This is a genomic window from Bradyrhizobium sp. AZCC 1693, from assembly GCF_036924745.1.
GTDB lineage: Bacteria > Pseudomonadota > Alphaproteobacteria > Rhizobiales > Xanthobacteraceae > Bradyrhizobium.
Genome location: NZ_JAZHSD010000001.1, coordinates 680,162 through 697,290 on the forward strand (window position 1 = coordinate 680,162; position 17,129 = coordinate 697,290).

Sequence of the window (17,129 nt, forward strand, 5' to 3'; positions counted from 1 at the left end):
CGTCGTCGTGGCAGTAGACTGTAACCAAACCAGTCGGGCCAGCGAACTCACGAGATAGCAGGCATGACGACCCTCGAAATCGAACTCAAGGCCCTGATGCTTGCGAGCCTGGACGGTAACGCGGCGTCGTACCGCTCGTTGCTCGATCAGTTGAGCCGCCGCTTGCGCGCCTATTACAAGACCAAGTTCGCAGCGCTCGGCAGAGGTACGTCGGAGGCTGAAGATCTGGTTCAAGAAGCTGTATTGGCAATCCATATCAAGCGGCATACCTACGACCCGGGAGAGCCATTGACGCCCTGGGTGCACGCCATCGCGCGCTACAAATTGATCGATTTTCTGCGTCGCAACCGTGCTTCGCTCGCCGACGTGACGATCGACGAAGCCGATGAGATCATGGCGGATGACGACCATACAGGCGCCGAAAGCACATATGATATCAGACGACTGCTGCAACGGCTGCCGGAAGGCATGCAATGTTCGATCCAGGCTGTGAAGCTTGACGGACTGAGCGTAGCTGAAGCCGCGAGAAGATGTGGCCTTTCCGAGTCGGGCGTAAAGGTAAATATCCACCGTGGGCTCAAGGCGCTAGCTGCGCTGATTGTCCGGGGAACGCGAACATGAAGACGGACGATCTCGTTGCGCTCCTGAGTACTAACCTTGAGCCGGTCGACCGCAAAACGGTCGTTCGCACACTTTATGTGGCAATTGCTGCAGGGTCTATCGTGGCGTTCGGCGTCGCCGTTGTCGGCTTGGGCTTCCGCGCCGACCTGATGACAACCCGTGCACTGATGTTTCTCGCCATAAAGCTTGCCTTTGCAATCGGGATTGTCGGCCTCGCGCTGCTTTACCTGACGAGACTGGCACGGCCGGGCGGTGAGCGGAAAATCTCCCCCGCCTTGCTTGTCGCTGTGCCGTTTCTCGTCATCATGGTCCTTGCCGGCATCAGCCTTGGATCCGCACCCCGGTCGCATTGGGAAAGTATGATCGTCGGCGATGAATGGTTGGAATGCCTTCTCTCTATTCCGATCATTGCGATCGTTCCCTTCGCTGTTTCAATTTGGGCCGTGCGAAAAGGTGCTCCCACCAATCTTTCGCGAGCCGGCGCGTTCGCAGGCCTCATCGCGGGAGGCGTCAGCGCAATGGCTTATGCACTCCATTGTACGGCCGATTCGCTGCCGTTCATTGCCGTCTGGTACGGCGGAACGATTGTGCTGTGCACTCTAGCAGGTGCCGCATTAGGGTCACGGCTGTTGCGTTGGTGACGACCATCCGGTGGCTTCACGTCGGCGTGAGCCTGTAACCGACTGACAATCGGCTCCGAACTCATGATTAGAAGCGCATATCACGGCGCTTTCAAACATCATGGAGCCGGAACATGTCAACCAAACACCTTCTGACGATCTCACTCCTGTTGCCGCTCGTAGCGATCTCCGCGAGTGCACAGGCAGGCTCGACCATTACCGATAAGAGCTATTGGCCGAACGAGGCGAGGAAGAGCTCGCCGATCAGAGCTGGCTCGCAAGCCGGTCCTTATTCTGCATTCGCCTACGATCGGGCGACGTCCAGTCAAGAGCTCAGGACGGTCGGCGGCGGATCGGGGTTCCGCTACCAGGGCGGGCCGAAGGGTCGTTGATACCCAAGGCGCTAAATTGCCGTACGGAGGTCGCCGGCCGAGGGCTGGCGTGATCTGAAACATGAGGTTTGCGGTTGTCGTCTATTCCCGCAACCCATCACATTTCCTTTCATCACAGCAACAGGCGCTCCTATGACCATAAGTCAGGACAACGACACCCCTATGGGCGTGACCTCGCTGATCACCGCTTTTGGCAATTATTTCGCTCGCTATCGGATGGCTCTGTATCTTGTCTTCGCAATGGCGGTTTCCTTGAGTGTCGCCTGGAGCTGGAATTGGCTGACAGGCGTCGAGATATTTCGCATCATGGCGTCTCTGCCGTGCACGTTCATGATGCTCATGTGCATGAAACGGCTGAGCTGCAGGCAGCCTCAAGAGGCGGTTGCTCCGCGAGATGACGGAGGGAGCCGATGATGGACAATATGATGCCTGGAATGATGTGGGGCATGGGGCTTGTCTGGTTGTTGGTCGTGATCGTCTTGATCCTGGCGGCCGCGGCGCTGATCAAATACCTCCGCACCGTGAGCAAGGAGCCACCAGCACGTTAGCGTAAACGTGCGCTATCCCCGCGACCTGCGTATCATGGCCGGACTGCTGCCCATCATGTGGAGCACCGGCACCGGTTCGGAGATCATGCAGCGCATCGCGGTGCCGATGATCGGCGGCATGATCTCCTCGACGCTGCTGACGCTGATCGTGATGCCGGCCGTGTTCGGCCTCCTCAAAGGCTTTGGATTGCCCGGCGATCCTGAACAAGGTCAGTGCGCTGCGGTGATTGTGAAGCAATCGAAGGAAGCCCTCCGTGTTGCGGAGCCCGTCGGATGAGGTGCCCCCCAAGGCGCGGCGGCCGCCGTGATCGACGGCGAGCACGCGCTCTGCTGTCCGGGCTGGAACATTTGGCAAGGTTATCGACTTCCTTACCCGTGCCGCAGCCGAGACGGGAGGATGGTGCATGGCAGTGAACAAGCCCGCCCGGCGTTAAAGGGAACGCCGACATGCCGCGTTACTTTTTCAATGTTATCACGACAGAGCGGAGCCGGACGAGGAGGGCGAGGAATTGCCCGACGCGCAAGCGGCTTGGCGTGAAGCTACGGTAACCGCGGGGCAGATCATCCAGGACCTCGACGGCAGGTTGCGCCCAGGCCAGGACTGGCGGCTGGAAGGAACCGACGAATTCGCAAATCCGCTATACGTCATCCACGTCAGCGCCGACCGGCTCAGGTAAGGCCGCGGTCCCGGCCTCAAGGTCGGGGCCGGGACTGGCGGACGGTTTGCCGGCCTATTTGGGAGTACGCAAACCCGGCGAAGAGAGCCAGCGGTCAATGACGGCCGCGGCTTCGTTTGCAACCGCCACCTCCAAGAGACGCTCTCGCTCGCTTCCCGGCGGCAGGCAAGCTGCCTTTTCGCGGGCGTGACCGGCGATCTGTCTAAGCCGCTCTTGGAGCGGAAGCGGCGGGCGGCTGCGATTGCGCTTTTTCTTCATGGTGGATCTCCTTGCTGGCCTGATCCTTTCATGTTGCGGCAGGCGCATCCTTAACCTTTGTTGGGAACCGGCTTCGGGTCGGCGCCGTTTTCATTCAGGTCAGCAAATCATCGAATGGAAGGAGACGCGGCATTGGACCGGGAGGTGGTGTTGGCGGCCATGTTGCGGCGGCTCAACACCGTTACAGGATTGGATGAGGCGGACATTGCCGCCATCCGCGCGTTGCCGATCGTCGTGCGGCAATGGGAAGCTGGACGTCCCATCGTATCCGACGGCGATCGTCCGACGGAATGCTGTCTCGTGATCGAGGGGTTTTGCGTGCGCGCCAAGACGACGGTCAGCGGTAAGCGGCAAATTCTTTCAATCCATATCCCCGGCGATATTCCGGACCTCCAGACCCTGCATCTGCGCAGGATGGATCACGATCTCATCCCGGTGGTCCCGTCCACGCTTGGCATGATCAGTCACGCCTCGTTGCGAGACTTGACGCGCGCCAGGCCGAACGTCGCCGAAAAGTTCTGGCGCGACACGCTGATCGATGCGGCGATATTCCGGCAATGGATCGTCAATGTCGGTCAGCGACCAGCGGATAGCCGGCTCGCCCACACCGTCCTGGAGATACGCCACCGCCTTGCCGTCGTCGGCCGTACGGCGGGTGATACATTTGAAATGCCGCTAACGCAGGAACAGATTGCAGAGACGCTGGGGATCACGCCGGTCCACGCCAATCGCGTCATCAGGCAACTGCGCGAGGCAAAAATCGTCGATATCAGTCGAGGGCGCGTGGTGGTGCTCAGCGAAGCGAAGCTGGCACAATTGGCGCAGTTCGACGACTGCTATCTTCACCAAGATCCAGCGCTCTGAAGCTGCATCCCGAGCGGAAAATTTGGAAAGGTTGAGGGCGCCGGCCGCCGCCTGCGTCCGGATCAATGGCGGGTGCGTGAATTTGTCGATCCTGTGGAACGATTCCTTGTCGGGAAAATTAAGCAATTGTCCAAGGAGTGGACACATTAAACTCAAGCGGCTGCCGATGCGGTCCCGCCCCCAAGGCTCATTGGGCAGCCGTTTTTTTTGCCGCCACCGCCATGAAGAATTTCGCCAACGCGTCCTTCCCGCCCGAGGTGATCTCGGTGATGGAGGAGGCGCTTGATGCGGCGGTGGCTTCGCTTCCAGAGCCCGTCCATTCCACCCACGTTCAATGCATCGCGGAAGCGATTCTGCGCGCAGCCGACAAGGGCGAGCGCGACCCGCAAATCCTGCAAAGGCTGGCATTGCTGGAGCTGCAGATCGTTCGGCGCTAGCGATTGGTCGGGCCGGCGATGATCGCTGTCAGTTTAATCTGCGCGCTGTTTGCAACCTGGTTCAGCTGAGCTCTGGTGGTGGGCTCCGAACCAAAACTTGTGATGCCGTTCACCATCGCCCCAAAAAAGATCGGATAAGATAAGCTTGGTCTACCCAGCGCAGCAGCGTCGGCTGTACGTGTCGGTTGATCCGTTTTCGATCCCGTTTGACATACTCCCCCAGGAGGAACGCATGCCAGATCTCGCAAGAAGTCATGCCGTGGTCATTGGCGCCGGCATGGCCGGACTTACGGCCGCTCAGGCGATCTCAGGGCATTGCGGGAAAGTCACGATCATCGAGCGGGACGAGCTTCCCGCCGGGGCCGCGCCACGAAGCGGCACGCCGCAGGCCCAGCATGCCCACATGCTGCTCGCAGGCGGGCTGAAGGCCCTGCAGACCCTGTTTCCGGGATTTGAGAACGATCTGGCGGAAGCGGGCGCGGTGAAGATCCGCTCGGGTAAGGATATAAGGTTTGAGCGCCCCGGGTTCGATCCTTTTCCGATTCGCGATCTCGGCATCGAAATTTTCTGCATGTCGCGCCCATTGCTCGAAGCCGTTACGCGACGACGCGTTCTGCAGACGGCGAACATCAACATCAGCGTGCGCTCCCGCGTGACCGGGCTTGTCGCATCGCGCGATGCAATGCGGATCGGGGCGGTCCGTTATGTCAGCGAAGATGGTCCTGCCGTTACGCTGGAAGCCGACTTGGTTGTTGAAGCCTCCGGCCGCTGCGGCCTGACGCTGAAGCTGCTCGAAGAGCTTTCTCTGCAGAAACCCGCGGAAACCGAAATCGGCATCGATCAGGCGTACGCGAGCACCATCGTCGAGCGGCCGCTCGATCACGACTGGCTGGGCAATATCGTGCTGCCGTCCGCACCCGCCAGCAGCCGCGGAGCGTTCCTGTTTCCGATCGAAAAGCAGCAATGGCTGCTTTCCGTCGGAGGCAATCATGGCGACGCGCCTCCGGGCGACCGCGCGGCATTCATGAATTTCGTCAAGAGCCTGCGCACCCCGACCATCTATGACGCGGTCAGGGACGCCCGACCGCTGACGGATATCGTCCGCTACCAGCTGCCTTGCAGCACACGGCGGCATTTCGAGCGCCTGGAGGCGTTCCCGACAGGGCTGCTCGCGATAGGCGATGCCCTCTGCCGCTTTAATCCAGTGTTTGGCCAGGGCATGAGCGTGGCAGCGCAGGAAGCCGTGATCCTCGGCCGGTTGTTGGCGGAAGGCGTCCCCATGGAGCGGCTGGCGTGCGACTTCTTCGCTGCCATCCAGGACACCATCGCGACGCCGTGGGGCGTTGCCGTCAGCGATTTCGTCTATCCCGCCACGCGTGGCGTCCGGCCCGCCGACCTCGCGCAGCGCCTGCAATACGGCATGGCCTTGACCAAGCTCGCCGCTGACGATCCCGAAGTGCACCGGCTGACGGTGGAAGTCTCGCAACTGCTCAAGCCGCAGGCCGCGCTGCGCGAGCCGGCGCTCGCGGCGCGCGTGATGTCGCTGATGTGACTGATAACGCGGGGAGGCCGCGGTGGACTTTGTTACCGTCGTTGCCGCTCGGCTCGAAAAGTGACAAGGTTTGCGCCCGAAGGAAATGAGCCATGGGCTTCTACAACGACATTATCCTTCCGAGGGTTTGCGATCTCGCGATGCGCAACGCTCAACTTCGGCCCTATCGCGAGCGGGTGATCGGCGCGGCGGAAGGGCTGGTCATCGAGATCGGGGTCGGCTCGGGCCGGAATTTGCCTCTCTATCGGTCCCCGGTGAGGGAGGTACTGGCGCTGGAGCCGTCTCCTCAGCTCACGGCGATGGCCCGTGGCACTCTGCATCCGGGCATGCCGGTCCGCTTCATCGAAGCTTCGGCAGAAGCCATTCCACTTCACGATCGCAGCGTTGATACCGTTGTGACCACCTGGACGTTGTGCAGCATTCCGGATGCCGCCATGGCGCTCACCGAAATGCGTCGGGTGCTTCGCCCTGGCGGCAAGCTTTTGTTCGTGGAACACGGCATGGCGCCTGACAGGAATGTGCGGCGATGGCAGGACTGGCTGACACCTGCCTGGAAACGCATTAGCGGCGGCTGTCATCTCAATCGACCTATCAGCACGATGATCGAAAGTGCGGGCTTCAGGATTGATCGGGTGGAAACCGGCTATATGCCCGGACCCAAGGCGATGACCTTCATGTACGAAGGCAGCGCCCGACGAGGCTAGATCGGTGACGATCGGCCTTATTTCCGCACGATCGAGCCGGCGCGGCCGACCAGCCGGGCCATTTGCTTGAACCGGCTGCCGACGCGGTCGGCGACGAGATCGACCATACGGTGCTCGAACACCAGCATCAGTTTGCGGCTGCCGCTGCGGAAATGCGTCGCCGGCAACACGCCGGTGCGCGCCGCCGAGATCAGATGGGCAACGCGGAACGCTGCGCCGAGAACGCGCGCGCGCTCGTCCATGGCCGGCGGCACCAGCTCGCGGATACGGGCCGGCGGCTCGTTTTCCTCGCTGAGGCCCGCGTAGCGGTAGAACACCGACAGCGCGACAAAGGCGCGGCCCTGGTGGCTGATCGAGCCGAAATTGCCATTGGTGATCAGGCTCAGCGTTTCTTCGCCGCGATGGTCGGGATGCACCCGCCATCCGATATCGGACAGCAGGCAGGCGGCGTGGCGCAGGCGGCGGTCCGCCTCGGTCTCGCGCAGCTTCACGACTCGCACCAGCCGATCGGTCCATGCGACCAGTTCCTCGGCGTGACGCGCGGAGCGCGACAGCAGCCCGTTCAGGGTTTGGGCGGCGCAGATGAAGCCGTCCTTGGCGCGCTCCTGCGGCGGCAGCATCTCGTAGAGCAGGCCTTCGCGAACCCCGAAGGTCGAGAACACGATTTCCTTCGGCCGGCCGACGCGGATGATGTATTCGAGCACGAGCGCTGCATAGGTGAGGAGCGGACGCCGCGCATCGGCGACCACTTCGATATCGGCGAGCATGTTGGCGGCCGCCAGCCGGCGCAGGCGCCGGGCGAAATCGAGCGCGTCGGCGGCGGGTATCGAATAGCCGTGCATCACCCGCAGCGGATAGCCGCTCTGGACGATGTGGATCCGCGCCAGTGCGCGCCAGGTGCCGCCGACCGCGTAGAAGGTGCGGCCGTGACCTGCCTTGAGTTGGGCCACGCCGGACAGGTCGCTGCGAACGATGCGCTCGGCGCGCTTCAGTGATTTGTGCGAGAGATCCTGCAGCGCGAGGCTTCCCAGCGGCAGCGTGACGCCGCTATGGACCCGGTTTTTCTGCACGTCGATCAGTTCGAGCGAACCGCCGCCGAGATCGCCGACGATGCCGTCGGGATCGTGGATGCCGGAGACGACGCCGAGCGCGGAAAGTTTTGCCTCGCGCGGCCCCGACAGGATTTCAATGCTGGCGCCGCAGATGCGCTCGGCCTTGGCGATGAAGTCGGCACCGTTCCTGGCGTCGCGGCAGGCCGCGGTCGCGATGGCGAAAACGCGCCCCACCTGCTGGATGCGGCACAGCGCCCGGAATCGCCGCAGCGCCGTCAGCGCCTTGGCAACCGCGTCCTCGGCTAGGAGGCCGGTGCTCTGCACCTCGCGGCCGAGCCCGCACAGCGCCTTCTCGTTGAAGATGGTGACGAGGCTGCGCGCCATCGTCTCATAGACGACGAGACGAACCGAGTTCGAACCGATGTCGATGACGGCGACGCTGGAAGCGCGCTTGCGCGGTCGCTTCACAGCCGTGGTCCCTTATGAGGATTGCTGGCGCTCGTTACGGCGCGTAAGGCGGCGCGGCGAAGATTCCTTGAGAGACTTTCCACGGCCAGACAGACTCGGATTCGTCATGAAATAGTTGTGCAGATTGAACGGCTCTTCGCCTTTCGCGGCCTTCATACGCGTTGACGATCCATCCGGCAACAACTGCCAGCTCTGCTCGGTGTCCTTCAGGTTCGCGACCATGATCTGTTCGAGAACCTGCTGATGCACCGTCGGATTTTGCAACGGACAGAGCACCTCGACGCGGCGGTCGAGGTTCCGCGGCATCATGTCGGCGGACGAGATATACACAGCCGCCCTCGGGCCGGGCAGGCCTTGACCCATACCAAAGCAGTAGATTCGGCCGTGCTCCAGGAAGCGGCCGATGATCGATTTGACCCGGATATTCTCGGAAAATCCGGGAATTCCCGGCCGCAGGCAGCAGATGCCGCGCACCACCAGCTCGATCGACACGCCCGCCTGCGAAGCCTCGTACAGCGCGTCGATGACATCAGGATCGACCAGCGAGTTCATCTTCATCCAGATCACGCCCGGCTTGCCGTGCCTGCTGTGATTGGTCTCGCCCTTGATGTGTTCGATGATGCGCTTGCGCAGCGTCAGCGGCGACACCGCCATCCGCTCGATGTCGCTCGGCTCGGCATAGCCGGTGATGTAGTTGAACACCCGCGCCGCATCGCGGCCGATGATCGGGTCCGATGTAAAGTATGAGAGGTCGGTATAGATGCGCGCGGTGACCGGATGATAATTGCCGGTGCCGGTATGCACATAGGTTGTGAGATTACCGCCCTCGCGCCGCACCACCATCGACAGCTTGGCGTGGGTCTTCAGTTCGAGAAAGCCGTAGACCACCTGCACGCCGGCGCGTTCGAGGTCGCGCGCCCAGCGGATGTTGGCTTCCTCGTCGAACCGCGCCTTCAGCTCGATCAGGGCGGTCACCGATTTGCCGGCCTCGGCTGCTTCGGCAAGCGTGCGCACGATCGGCGAATTGTTCGAGGTGCGGTACAGCGTCTGCTTGATGGCGACGACATCAGGGTCGCGGGCGGCCTGCTGCAGGAACTGCACGACGACGTCGAACGATTCGTAAGGATGATGGACGATCAGGTCCTTCTGCCGGATCGCGGCGAAAATGTCACCGGCATGGTCGCGCACCCGCTCGGGATGGCGCGGCACATAGGGCGTGAATTCGAGGTCGGGTCGGTCCAGCCTTGTGAGCTGCGAGAGCTCGTTCATCGCCAGCACGCCATCGACCAGAAACATCTCGTCATCGGCTGCGGAAAGCGCCTGCTGCACGAAGCCGCGCAGCGCTTCCGGCATCTTCGCTTCCATCTCCAGCCGGATCACCGATCCCCGCCGCCGCCGCTTCAGCGCGGTCTCGAACAGGCGGACCAGGTCCTCGGCTTCTTCCTCGATTTCGAGTTCGGAGTCCCTGATGATCCGAAAGGCACCCTGGCCCTTGACGGTATAGCCGGGGAACAGGCGGCCGATGAACAGGCCAGTAGCCTGCTCCAGCGGGATCAGGTGAACTGCGCCGTCCCCGGACGCAGGCATGCGGATGAAGCGATCGATCTTGCCGGGCATGCGAATCAGGGCGTTCATCGCCTTGCCGTCCGAGGTCCGCAACAACTGCAGGGCGATGGTGAAGCCGAGGCTGGGGATGAACGGGAACGGGTGCGCCGGATCAATCGCCAGCGGCGTCAGCAGCGGGAAGATGTTGCGGAGGAAGTGATCCTCGAGCCAGCCGCGCTCCGGCTTGGTGAAGTCGTGGCCGTCGACCAGCAAGATGCCGGCGTCCGACAGGGTGGCGCGCAGATCGCGCCAGATCGCCTGCTGGTCGGAGGCGAGCTCCGAAACCGTCTTGTTGATGAGGGTGAGCTGCTCGGACGGCGTCATGCCGTCGGGGCTGCGTTCGGCGATGCCTTCACGGACCTGCGCCTTGATGCCGGCGACGCGGACCATGAAGAACTCATCAAGGTTATTGGCGGAAATCGACAGGAACCGCACCCGTTCCAGCACGGGATGGCCGGGATTGACCGATTCCTCGAGCACCCGGCGGTTGAAATGCAGCCAGGATAGTTCGCGATTGATGAATCGTTCCGGGCTCGTGGCAATCGAGGGTGGAGCCTCGGCAACTGGCTCTTTTTCTTTTATTTCAATAACTTGTGCCGATTCCATAAGGCTTTGATCCATCTCGGGAGAGGCGCGGGGCTAGTTTAAGGGAAATGCCGCCTACACCATGTGATACGCCGATGACGTTTCAATGACATTGATGTTCCGCCCATAGTCGCCGTCAAGGCGGCAGGACGCAGCACGCACCGCCGGTCAGGCGTTGCGCAGCAGTTCCGCGGCCAGCGCCCGGGTCACCGGCCGGCCGAGCCGCAGCGCCTCGGTATCCAGCAGGTCGACCGCCTGGCGGGCAGCGGCATAGGAGCGCTCGATCCGGGTGGTGAGATAGCTCACGACCGTTTCGTCGATGCTCAATTGGCGGTCCGCGCAGAATTTGACGATCAGGCAGCGAAACAGCAAGTCGTCGGGCGGCGATAGCGATACGACGGGTGCTGCGCGCAGCCTTGACCTGAGGTCGCGCAACTCGACCTCGAACGCGACAGGCGGAACGCGCCCCGTGATCAGGACGAAGGCCTCGTCCTCGCGCGCCAGGTTCAGGAGGTGGAACATCGCGCGCTCGTCGAAATCTGCCGGTCTCAGGTCTTCAACCACCAGGGCGCCTGTGGCGAGCGCGCCGGGGACGGCTGCGGAGTTAAGCGCGTGTCCTGATATCGAGCGCGCACCGGCCTGTTCAGCCCAGATCGCGGCGAGATGGCTTTTGCCGGAGCCCTCAGGTCCCACCAGCAGCATCACGCGGTTCGGCCAGTCCGGCCAGCTTTCGATCAGCGAGAGCGCGGCTTCATTGGCCGGGCCTTCGAGGAAATTGTCGCGGGTCAGGCTTTCCGCATGCGGCAGCGCAAAGGCTAGCTGACGAGGTTGAACGCGGACTGCCACGCAAATCTCCGGACGGGATACTACAGCAAATACACGATTTAGCGCGCTTCGATCGTGCTCATGTGCCGCACCCACTCGACGAGATAGAGCGAGACGGAAACCAAAGTAAAGACCGTAACAAAACCCATCAGGATCACGTCATAGGGCGCCGGCTTGAAATTGAAACCGAGCGAAGCCAGCACCAGCGCCGCGAACGCCACCTGCGCCACCGTGTTGAGCTTCGATACCATCAGCGGTTTCATCGGGATAGGCTTGTCGAACAGCCATGAGACGATCACGGCCGTGACGATCATGATGTCGCGCGACACTACCAGGATGACGAGCCAGCGCGGAACCGCGCCCCAGATGCCAAGCGCCACGAAGATCGAAACCAGCAGCGCCTTGTCGGCGAGCGGGTCGAGCAGGGCGCCCAACTCGCTCGACATGTTGAACCGCTTGGCCAGAAAGCCGTCGACGGCGTCGCTGACCCCGGCAATGACGAAGATCGCGAACGCGATCTCCATCTGGCTGGAAACGATCGCCCAGACGATAACCGGCACCAGAATGATGCGGCCCAGCGTAATGATATTCGGAATACTCAACTCGGTCGCTTCCCGGCTCCCGGCCCAAATCCGGCCCCTGGCGGGTTCTGCCGGACCTTATCTACATAGTATATGCGAGAAGCGTTCGCGAGCCATTGCAGGATCGCGGAATTCCTCGTAACCAGCGGTCATCATACGGAAATTGGGCATGATCGACCGCAAAAACGGGCTGACTTACGCGGATTCGGGCGTCGATATCGATGCGGGCAACCGCCTGGTCGATCTCATTAAGCCGATGGTCCGCGCCACTGCCCGGGCCGGCGCCGACGCTGAAATCGGCGGATTCGGTGGCCTGTTCGATCTCAAGGCGGCGGGTTTCAAGGATCCCGTCCTGGTGGCTGCGACCGACGGCGTTGGCACCAAGGTCAAGATCGCGATCGAGACCGGCCTGCACGGCGGCATCGGCATCGACCTGGTGGCGATGTCGGTCAACGATCTCGTGGTGCAGGGCGCGGAACCGCTGTTCTTCCTCGACTATTTTGCCTGCGGCAAGCTCGACCCCGTGGCGGCCGCAGCCATCGTGGCCGGCGTCGCCGAGGGCTGCCGGGAATCCGGCTGCGCCCTGATCGGCGGCGAGACCGCCGAAATGCCGGGGCTCTACAAGGACGGTGACTACGACCTCGCGGGCTTTGCGGTGGGAGCCGCCGAGCGCGGCACGCTGCTGCCGAGCGGGGATATCGCCGTGGGCGACGCGGTGATCGGATTGGCCTCATCGGGCGTTCACTCCAACGGCTTCTCGCTGGTCCGCAAGATCGTGGCGCAATCGCGCGTCGCCTTCGACGCACCGGCGCCGTTCTCGCCGGTGATGACGCTCGGCGGCGCGCTGCTGGCGCCAACGCGGCTCTATGTGAAATCCTGCCTGCGCGCGATCCGCGAAACCGGGGCCATCAAGGGCCTCGCGCACATCACCGGCGGCGGCTTCACCGACAACATCCCGCGCGTGCTGCCAAAGCATCTCGGCGTCGGCATCGATCTGGCCCGGCTGCCGGTGCTGCCGGTGTTCAAATGGCTGGCGGCGCAGGGCGGCATCGCGGAACTCGAATTGTTGCGCACCTTCAACTGCGGCATCGGCATGATCGCCATCGTCAAGCGGGATGCGATCGAGCAGGTGACGGAAGTTTTGACCGCAAGCGGCGAGACCGTCGCCCTGCTCGGCGAGGTGATCCCGGCTGCGGGTGAACATCGCGTGGTCTACAACGGTCACCTTGATCTCGCGCAATGAAGCGCCGTGTCGCCATCCTGATTTCCGGGCGCGGCTCGAACATGGCCGCGCTGATCGATGCGGCGAAGGCTGCGGATTTTCCGGCCGAGATCGTCGCTGTCATTTCCAACCGGGCCGATGCGGCTGGGCTCGCGAAGGCAGCCGCGAGCGGCATTGCGACGACGGTCATCGAGAGCAAGCCGTTCGGCAAGGATCGCGCCGGCTTCGAAGCTGTCCTGCAGCGCGCGCTGGAGGAAAAGAAGGTCGAGCTGATCTGCCTCGGCGGGTTCATGCGGCTGTTCAGCGCCGATTTCGTGCAGCGCTGGTACGGCAAGATGCTCAACATCCATCCCTCGCTGCTGCCGTCCTTTCCCGGCCTCGATCCACACGGCCAGGCGCTGCAGGCCGGGGTCAAGATCTCGGGCGCGACCGTGCATTTTGTGATCCCCGAAACCGACGCCGGCCCGATCATCATGCAAGGCGCGGTCACGGTGGCCGACGGCGATACCGCCGAGACGCTGTCGCAGCGCATTCTCGGCATCGAGCATCGCATCTACCCCGAGGCGCTGCGTTTGCTTGCAAGCGGCAAGCTTCGCCTCGAAGGCGACATCTGCAAGGTCGCCGGCAGCGCCGACCGCGACGGCACCCTGATTTCGCCGCGGACGATCTGATATTATCTGCCGGTGCGCGCGAACGAGCGCGATAGCCGCGCTCCGTAAAATCTATCGAGGTTCCATGATCACGCTCTATAGCTCCGGGCCGAATTTCGGCCTTCCCGACGCAAGCCCGTTCGTGACCAAGGCCGAGACCTTGTTGCGGATGTCGAAACTGCCGTTCGAAAAGTCGCTGATGAGCTTTTCGAAGGCTCCCAAGGGCAAGATTCCCTACATCGAGGACGACGGCCAGTTGCTCGGCGACTCCACGCTGATCCGCTGGCACCTCGAGAAGAAATACGGCATCGATTTCGACCAGGGCCTCACCGCCGAGCAGCTCGCCATCGCCTGGGCGTTCGAGAAGATGGCGGAGGACAATCTGTACTGGGCCAGCGTGTACTTCCGCTGGATGATCGATGCCAATTTCCGCAAAGGACCGGTCAATTTCTTCAAGGGCGTGCCTGCCCCGGTCCGGCCCGTCGTGGTCTCGATGATCCGCCGCCGCCTGCGCAAGACCTTGCACGGGCAGGGGATTGGTCGTCACTCCGCCGACGAGATCACCGCGATTGGAATCCGCTCGATCGATGCGATGGCGGCCTATCTCGGCGACAAGCCGTTCTTCATGGGCAGCGCCCCCGTCGGCATCGATGCGACGATGTTTGCCTTCGCGGTCAGTGCGATTTGTCCGCTGTTCGAGTCGGATTTGCAGCGGGCGGCCGCAAGCCATGACAATTTGCGGCGGTATGTCGGTCGGATGACCGCGCGATTCTATCCGGAACTCAGCGAGATCGCGGGCTGCCAAGCCGCGGCCTGACTGCCGGTGTGGGCGTTCGCAAGGTTTCGGCGGGTGCCGGAAACGTCGTGCGGTGTCACGCGAGCTGTGGCAGCCGAACAACAATGACGCGTATTCGGCAGAATGCCGAGGGGCTAACCGATTGACCCTTCGGGCGAACTGGGGACAATCACTCGGGTTGATCGGGATTTGTGCATTTTTCGGGCCGCGCTTTTGCCTTTGGGAATGGATTGCATGCGCTGCTCACCGCGGCCTTCGCGAGCACGAAAAATCGGGACCGGTCACGCGCTCGCGCGGGTGGTCGCGATTGCGCTTGTTCTCGTCGGCATCATGCCTTCCGCGCAGGCGCAATCGCCGACGCCGACGCCCACTCCGACACCCACACCCCTTCACCGACGCCTAGTCCGACCCCGACGGTGATTAATTCGACGATGTCGTCGGGCGCGGCGGTGACCAATCTCGGCAGCAATTTCCTGGAACGGCTGGGCAACCAGTCGAGCAACGGCTTCAACCGCCTGCAGCGGACCAATCCCGGCGGCGGCGGTGCCTCCGAAAGCACGGAAGCGCCGCGCTACCGGACCTGGTTCGAAGGCTACGGGAACTACACGAAAAACGGCGCGGTCGGCGATTTCGTCGGCGACACCAGAAAGATCTGGGGCGGTGTGGCCGGGATCGGCGCGCGGGTGGCGCCGGGCATCAATATCGGCTTTTCCGTCGACCAGAGCCGCTCCGCGATCGATATTCCGCTGGCATTGCAATCGGCGACGATCGACCTGACCCAGATCGGTTTCACGGCCTCTGTCGACAGCGGGCCGTGGACCTGGGCGAGCGCGGTGGTGCACGGTTTCGGCAACATCAATTCGCGCCGCGACACGGGGCTTGGAATTGCGACCGCCGGATACAGCGCGAAGCTCGACGGCGTCCTGAGCGAGATCAGCTATTACTGGACCAGGGACCAGGGCCGCATCGTGCCCAAGGCCGCGTTCGAGTATGTCCGCGCCCAGACCGGCTCGCTGCAGGAGATCGGCGGCCTCGACCCCGTGACGGCGACCGGCGCCACCGTGCAGCGCGGGCGTCTCTTGATCGGCGCGGAGCTCGGTCACTACTGGATATTCGACGGCAAGATTTTCGACCTGTCGGGCTACGGCAAGTTCGTCGACAATGTCGTGCAGAATTTCTCCGACATCACCGTCAGCCAAGGCGTGCAGAGCATTACGTTCCAGGGGATCGGCGAAAGCCGGTACGGCGCCGACGCCGGCGCCTCGGCGTCGCTGAGCCTGACCAACACCGCGCGGCTCTACCTCAACTACGACGCCAAACTCCGCGCCGCGATGCAGTCGCACCAGGGTACGCTGGGGCTGGAGTTGAAGTGGTAGTTCGCTCCCTCGCCCCGCTCTTGCGGGGAGAGGTGAGTCCGCCCTAAGCCCGGTCGACTCTCACGACGCGGCCTTTTTCGATCGCGAGCGCCAGCCTGCCGTGTTTCAGCGCCAGCGCCGCTTCGCCGAACAATTCCCGCCGCCAGCCGTGGAGGGCGGCGACGTCGGCCTGGTCGTCGGCGGCGATCTGGTCGAGGTCGTCGACGGTGGCGATCACCTTGCTGGCGACGGCGTGCCGCTCCGACGTCATCCGCAGCAGCACTTTCAGGAGTTCGACGGTCGCGGCGCCATTCGAATTGCCGCGCGGCTTTTCGATCTTCGGCAGCGTGGCGTGGTCGCGGGCGAGGCCGCGCTGGACGGCGGCGATGATATCAGCGCCCCATTTGGAGCGGTCAAAACCCTTCGGCAGGGAGCGCAGATTGGCGAGACGCTCCAGCGAGGTCGGCGCGTGGGTGGCGATGTCGCCGACCGCATCGTCCTTCAGCACGCGCGAGCGTGGCACGTCGCGGCTTTGCGCTTCCTGCTCGCGCCAGGCCGCGACTTCCATCAGCACCGCGAGCTCCTTCGGCTTGCGCACGCGCGTCTTAAGCCGCTCCCAGGCGCGCTCAGGGTGGAAATCGTAGGTCCTGGGTGAGGTCAGGACTTCCATCTCCTCGCTGACCCAGTCGCTGCGGCCGCGCTTCTTCAGGTCGGCGTCCAGCGCTGCAAAGACGTCGCGCAGATGGGTGACGTCGGAGACCGCGTAATGCATCTGCTCCGGCGTCAGCGGCCGGCGCGACCAGTCGGTGAAGCGGTGGGTCTTGTCCGGCCGGTGGCCGGTGACGCGCTCGACGAGCTGGTCATAGGCGATGCTGTCACCATAACCCAGCACCATCGCTGCGACCTGCGTATCGAAGATCGGGTGTGGAATGGTGCCGGACTGGTGCCAGACGATTTCAATGTCCTGGCGGGCGGCGTGAAACACCTTCAGCACCGCCTCGTTGCCCATCAGGTCGAAGAACGGCTTGAGGTCGATGCCGGGCGCCAGCGTGTCGATCACGACGGCTTCCTCCGCGCTCGCCATCTGCACGACGCAGAGCAGGGGGTAGTAGGTCGTCTCCCGCAGGAACTCGGTATCGACGGTGATGACCTTGTGCTGGGCGAGCCGGGAGCAGGCGGCAGCCAGGTCGGAAGTGGTGGTAATCAGATCCATGAACAGTCCATGACGCGTCGGACAGGCGTTCTGCCGAAACCGCTGATATGTCAAGGGTGTTGGGCGGGATTTGAGCCCTGCATTTGAGCCTGAGCACGGCTTTT

Annotated in this window: 19 protein-coding genes and 1 pseudogene; 14 read left to right on the plus strand and 6 right to left on the minus strand. The window is 62.9% G+C overall.

The features are described from left to right. The first annotated feature begins 63 nt into the window (after positions 1–63). The 6 genes and pseudogenes from V1293_RS03330 to V1293_RS03355 all read left to right on the plus strand — a co-directional run bounded on the left by V1293_RS03330 (position 64) and on the right by V1293_RS03355 (position 2,858). Positions 64–621, plus strand: coding sequence for a sigma-70 family RNA polymerase sigma factor (locus V1293_RS03330; RefSeq protein ID WP_334506676.1), 558 nt, complete (start codon positions 64–66; stop codon positions 619–621). Next, positions 618–1,262, plus strand: a complete 645-nt coding sequence (locus V1293_RS03335) for a DUF1109 domain-containing protein (protein ID WP_334506677.1) — start codon at positions 618–620, stop codon at positions 1,260–1,262. The genes V1293_RS03330 and V1293_RS03335 overlap by 4 nt, the downstream gene beginning before the upstream one ends. A gap of 113 nt (positions 1,263–1,375) precedes the next feature. Then, a complete protein-coding gene (locus V1293_RS03340) occupies positions 1,376–1,633 on the plus strand; it encodes a hypothetical protein (RefSeq protein WP_334506678.1) in 258 nt (85 codons plus the stop codon). A 410-nt stretch (positions 1,634–2,043) separates the two neighbouring features. Then, a complete protein-coding gene (locus V1293_RS03345) occupies positions 2,044–2,181 on the plus strand; it encodes a hypothetical protein (RefSeq protein ID WP_334506680.1) in 138 nt (45 codons plus the stop codon). Positions 2,182–2,212: 31 nt separating this feature from the next. Then, positions 2,213–2,458: pseudogene (locus V1293_RS03350) on the plus strand (efflux RND transporter permease subunit); the annotation flags it as partial. Between the two features lie 232 nt (positions 2,459–2,690). Next, positions 2,691–2,858 carry a DUF6894 family protein gene (locus tag V1293_RS03355; RefSeq protein WP_334506683.1) on the plus strand — a complete coding sequence of 56 codons (168 nt, stop codon included), beginning with the start codon at positions 2,691–2,693 and terminating at the stop codon, positions 2,856–2,858. A 54-nt stretch (positions 2,859–2,912) separates the two neighbouring features. Here the strand turns inward: V1293_RS03355 and V1293_RS03360 are convergent, their stop codons facing one another. After that, positions 2,913–3,116, minus strand: coding sequence for a hypothetical protein (locus V1293_RS03360; protein WP_334506685.1), 204 nt, complete (start codon positions 3,114–3,116; stop codon positions 2,913–2,915). A 57-nt stretch (positions 3,117–3,173) separates the two neighbouring features. Between V1293_RS03360 and V1293_RS03365 the strand changes: the two genes are divergently transcribed. The 4 genes from V1293_RS03365 to V1293_RS03380 all read left to right on the plus strand — a co-directional run bounded on the left by V1293_RS03365 (position 3,174) and on the right by V1293_RS03380 (position 6,673). After that, positions 3,174–3,980, plus strand: a complete 807-nt coding sequence (locus V1293_RS03365) for a Crp/Fnr family transcriptional regulator (protein ID WP_334506687.1) — start codon at positions 3,174–3,176, stop codon at positions 3,978–3,980. 221 nt (positions 3,981–4,201) lie between these two features. After that, a complete protein-coding gene (locus tag V1293_RS03370) occupies positions 4,202–4,417 on the plus strand; it encodes a hypothetical protein (RefSeq protein WP_334480189.1) in 216 nt (71 codons plus the stop codon). A 232-nt stretch (positions 4,418–4,649) separates the two neighbouring features. After that, positions 4,650–5,969, plus strand: a complete 1,320-nt coding sequence (locus tag V1293_RS03375; protein ID WP_334506689.1) for an NAD(P)/FAD-dependent oxidoreductase — start codon at positions 4,650–4,652, stop codon at positions 5,967–5,969. 92 nt (positions 5,970–6,061) lie between these two features. Further along, on the plus strand, positions 6,062–6,673 hold the full coding sequence (locus tag V1293_RS03380; RefSeq protein ID WP_334506691.1) for a class I SAM-dependent methyltransferase: 612 nt from the start codon (positions 6,062–6,064) through the stop codon (positions 6,671–6,673). A gap of 17 nt (positions 6,674–6,690) precedes the next feature. On the opposite strand, the gene ppx is transcribed toward V1293_RS03380, so the two are convergent. The 4 genes from ppx to V1293_RS03400 all read right to left on the minus strand — a co-directional run bounded on the left by ppx (position 6,691) and on the right by V1293_RS03400 (position 11,810). Then, on the minus strand, positions 6,691–8,193 hold the full coding sequence (gene ppx / locus V1293_RS03385; RefSeq protein WP_334506693.1) for an exopolyphosphatase: 1,503 nt from the start codon (positions 8,191–8,193) through the stop codon (positions 6,691–6,693). A 12-nt stretch (positions 8,194–8,205) separates the two neighbouring features. Beyond that, positions 8,206–10,404: an RNA degradosome polyphosphate kinase gene (locus V1293_RS03390; RefSeq protein ID WP_334506695.1), complete on the minus strand. Its 2,199-nt coding sequence runs from the start codon at positions 10,402–10,404 to the stop codon at positions 8,206–8,208. A 147-nt stretch (positions 10,405–10,551) separates the two neighbouring features. After that, entirely contained in the window at positions 10,552–11,229 is a 678-nt protein-coding gene (locus V1293_RS03395) for a chromosomal replication initiator DnaA (protein WP_334506697.1), read from the minus strand. 38 nt (positions 11,230–11,267) lie between these two features. Further along, a complete protein-coding gene (locus V1293_RS03400) occupies positions 11,268–11,810 on the minus strand; it encodes a CDP-alcohol phosphatidyltransferase family protein (protein WP_028346428.1) in 543 nt (180 codons plus the stop codon). Between the two features lie 148 nt (positions 11,811–11,958). On the opposite strand from V1293_RS03400, the gene purM reads away from it, so the two are divergent. The 4 genes from purM to V1293_RS03420 all read left to right on the plus strand — a co-directional run bounded on the left by purM (position 11,959) and on the right by V1293_RS03420 (position 15,833). Next, on the plus strand, positions 11,959–13,032 hold the full coding sequence (gene purM / locus V1293_RS03405) for a phosphoribosylformylglycinamidine cyclo-ligase (RefSeq protein WP_334506699.1): 1,074 nt from the start codon (positions 11,959–11,961) through the stop codon (positions 13,030–13,032). Beyond that, positions 13,029–13,682 (plus strand): phosphoribosylglycinamide formyltransferase, encoded by a 654-nt coding sequence (gene purN, locus V1293_RS03410; protein ID WP_334506700.1) that lies wholly within the window; start codon positions 13,029–13,031, stop codon positions 13,680–13,682. The genes purM and purN overlap by 4 nt, the downstream gene beginning before the upstream one ends. Before the next feature lie 64 nt (positions 13,683–13,746). After that, complete coding sequence (locus tag V1293_RS03415) at positions 13,747–14,478, plus strand: glutathione S-transferase family protein (protein WP_334506701.1); 732 nt, start codon at positions 13,747–13,749, stop codon at positions 14,476–14,478. 395 nt (positions 14,479–14,873) lie between these two features. Continuing rightward, on the plus strand, positions 14,874–15,833 hold the full coding sequence (locus tag V1293_RS03420) for an autotransporter outer membrane beta-barrel domain-containing protein (protein ID WP_334506702.1): 960 nt from the start codon (positions 14,874–14,876) through the stop codon (positions 15,831–15,833). A 43-nt stretch (positions 15,834–15,876) separates the two neighbouring features. Here the strand turns inward: V1293_RS03420 and rnd are convergent, their stop codons facing one another. After that, the gene (gene rnd, locus V1293_RS03425; protein ID WP_334506703.1) at positions 15,877–17,025 is read right to left on the minus strand and encodes a ribonuclease D; all 1,149 of its coding nucleotides are present in this window, start codon (positions 17,023–17,025) and stop codon (positions 15,877–15,879) included. Positions 17,026–17,129: the final 104 nt, after the last annotated feature.